Origin of the sequence: Streptomyces fuscigenes (genome assembly GCF_021556455.1) — a bacterium.
GTDB classification, from domain to species: domain Bacteria; phylum Actinomycetota; class Actinomycetes; order Streptomycetales; family Streptomycetaceae; genus Streptomyces; species Streptomyces fuscigenes.
On the sequence record NZ_JAKGCV010000574.1, the window covers coordinates 1 to 2,957 of the forward strand.

Genomic DNA, 2,957 nt, shown 5'->3' on the forward strand with positions numbered 1-2,957 from the left:
GAGGCCGTCGGCGCCGCAGCGCTCGGCCAGCTCCAGGCCCACCGCGACTTCCGCGCCGAACCCGGCCGCTATGCCGTACTCGACGCGCGCCTGCGCCAGTTCGTAGGCGCAGGGGGACGCCTCCAGGTGGCCGACGGCCCGCTCCAGCAGCCCGATCCGCTCGGCGCCGCCGGCCAGGGACGCCGCGCACAGCAGGGCCGTGCCGACGGCGCTGCGGGTGCCGAAGCGCTCCGCCTCGCGCAGCGCGTACCCGGCCAGGTCGCCGGCCCGGCCCGGGTCGGTGATCGCGAGGGCCCGTGCCAGGTCGAGCGCCCAGGGGCCCACGACGACGTTGTGCCGCTCCCGGCCGGTCAGACAGCGCCCGGCGGCCTCCAGCTCGGCGATGGCCTCCTCGGCGCGGCCCCGCGCCAGCAGCAGCCTGCCGCGCACGCAGGCCGCGTCGGGCAGCAGCATCGTGTTGGGGTACGGCGGGGCGAATCCGTAACGCTCGGCGCAGGCGGCGGCGCGGTCCACGTGGCCGCGGGCGAGCAGCGTGTCCACGAGGACGCAGACGGCCTCCCCGTGGACGGGCAGCTCGCTGCCGAGGCTCTCGGCTAGCGACAGGGCCCGGCGCAGATGCTCCTCGGCGCGGACGAGCCTGCCGCGTCTGCGGTCGACGTATCCGGCCATCGCCCGGGCCAGCGCGAGGTGCCCGCCGCTCCAGCCGGACAGCTCGAATTCCTCCAGCGCCTCGCCGAACAGCGCCTCGGCGCGCTCCAGCCGGTCGGTGACGGCGTACGTCAGGCCCAGCAGCGCGGGCACCTCGAAGCTCCACTCGGTGTCCGTCCAGCGCATCCCGGGCGCGAGCCGGCCGCCGGGCAGGGCCCGTTCGGCGGCGGCGACGGCCGTGGCGGCGCTCTCCCCGCGCACGGCCGCGTCGAACGCCCGCAGGGTCAGCAGCACCCGCTCGGTGCTGTCGGCCCCGGTCAGTCCTTCCGCGGCCGCCGCGAGGCGGCGCGAACGCAGCCCGGCGTCCGCCTCGTCGGCCCGGATGCCCTCCCACAGGAAACGGGCGGCGACCAGCCGGTCCCTGAACGGGCCGGGCATGCACACCTCGGCCTCCGCCGAGACCATGCGCACCGCCTCCGCGCTGCGGTTGTCGTGGACGAGGGCCTGCGCGAGGCGCAGGACGGCGTCGACGCGGTGGCCGCCGCGCAAGCCCGGCGTGTCGAGGGCGTCGCGCAGGTGCCCCGCGGTGGTCGCGGGCGACGTGAGCAGCGAGGCGCAGCCCAGTTCGTAGAGGACTTCCGCGCGCACCGCGGGCGGCGGCGGTTCCTCCAGGGCACGTTCGAGGCAGCGGCGTGCGGCGCCCGGCGCGCCCACGGCGAGGTGCTCGGCCGCGGCGTCCCGCAGCTGCTGGACGAGCTCCGGATCGCCGTCGGGGTGGACCTCCAGCAGGTGCGGGGCCGCGGCGGCCGCCCCGCCCCCGCCGCGGACGACGGCCCAGGCGGCGCGGCCGTGCAGCGCGGTCCTGGTGGCCGCCGGGATGGAGCGGTAGACGGCGCTCGCGACCAGGGGGTGCACGAAGTCCAGCGGTTCGCCCGCCGCGAGTATCCGGGCGGCGCGCAGCCGCGCGGCGCAGGACTCGGCCTCCGCCCGGCCCATCCCGGCGAGGGATCTGGCCGTGCCGAACGGGGCGCCGGCGCCCAGGACGGCCACGGCTCTGGCGAACTGCGTGGTGGCGGTGCCGAGTTCGGCCAGGCGCCGCACGAGGCCCGTGCCGCGCGTGGTGGCCGCGAGGTCGTGCAGCGCGGGCGCGGACCCGCCCACCGGGTCGAGGCCGCTGTCGCGCACCCGGGCCAGCAGCTCCACCGTCTCGTACGCGTTGCCGCGGGTGAGCGCCCACACCTCGTGGCAGAAGTCGGGGTCGGCGCCGGGGCCGAGGGCCGCGCGGGCGAGCCTTCCCGTGGCCTCGGGGGTGAGGGCCTTGAGGGTGGCGCGCAGCCGGGCGGCCTCGCCGACGCGTTCGAGCAGACCCGCCGCGGGTGCCGGGAGGCCCTCGTCGCGGTAGGCGACGACCAGCAGGACCGGGAGGTCCGGGCCGGGCATCGCGGCGAACGAGGCCAGCCACGACAGCGTCTCCGGGTCCGCCCACTGCGCGTCGTCGACGAGCAGCACGAGGGGGCCGTAGACGTCGGCGAGGCCGCGCGCGAGGACGTCGAGGCCGTCGCGCACGGCCCGCGGGTCGCCGTAGGGGGCGCCGGGCGGCGCGACGCCGAGGGCGGGGCCGACCACGTCGTACCAGTCGCCCAGCAGTTCGCGGGGGCCGGCGGTCAGCGCGGGCTGCAGCAGCTGGCGCACGACGTGGAAGGGGACCGACGACAGCGTCTCCCCGCCGCGCGCGGACCACACCACGCAGCGGTCCCCCGCGACCGCGCGCACCCGCGACAGCAGGGCCGTCTTGCCGAGGCCCGCGGCGCCGCGGTAGACGAGGACGCCGCCCGTGGGCCGGCCGCCGGCGCCGATGTCGCCGCACAGGGCTCCCACGGCCCGGGCGGCGGCCGCCAGTTCGGGCTCACGCTCCAGAAGCGGCAGGCCGTGCGGGAGGCGGGACCGGAAATCCATCGGCCTGTTCCCCTCTCGCACGTGCGCCACCGCTCACTTCCCGAACCGTGAGGAGACGAGGGTAGCCGCGGGCGCGCCCGCGGGGCAGTGATCCGCCGCGATTACCGCGTTCTTCGGCGCGTCGGCCGCGCGGACGGTCCTGGCGGAGTACTGTGCCCCGCCGCCGGGGCCGAGCGCCGGGTGCGGGCCCGCGCGCCGCACGGCAGACCGGGGGTACGCGGCCCCTCGCGGCCCCTCGCGGCCCGTGGACGCCGGTGGCCGTCTCTTGCGGGTGACGACGCACCCGAGCGCGGCGCGGCAGGGGGCGGGCGGCAGGCGGCACGGGACGGGCGGGACGTGGGCGGCGGCCGCCC

Annotated in this window: 1 protein-coding gene; it reads right to left on the minus strand. The window is 78.7% G+C overall.

The genetic code is table 11. The annotated features are described in order from the left end of the window. On the minus strand, window positions 1-2,604 hold a 2,604-nt coding region (locus tag L1885_RS26460; RefSeq protein WP_235799687.1), incomplete at its 3' end, for an ATP-binding protein. Window positions 2,605-2,957 lie beyond the last annotated feature (353 nt).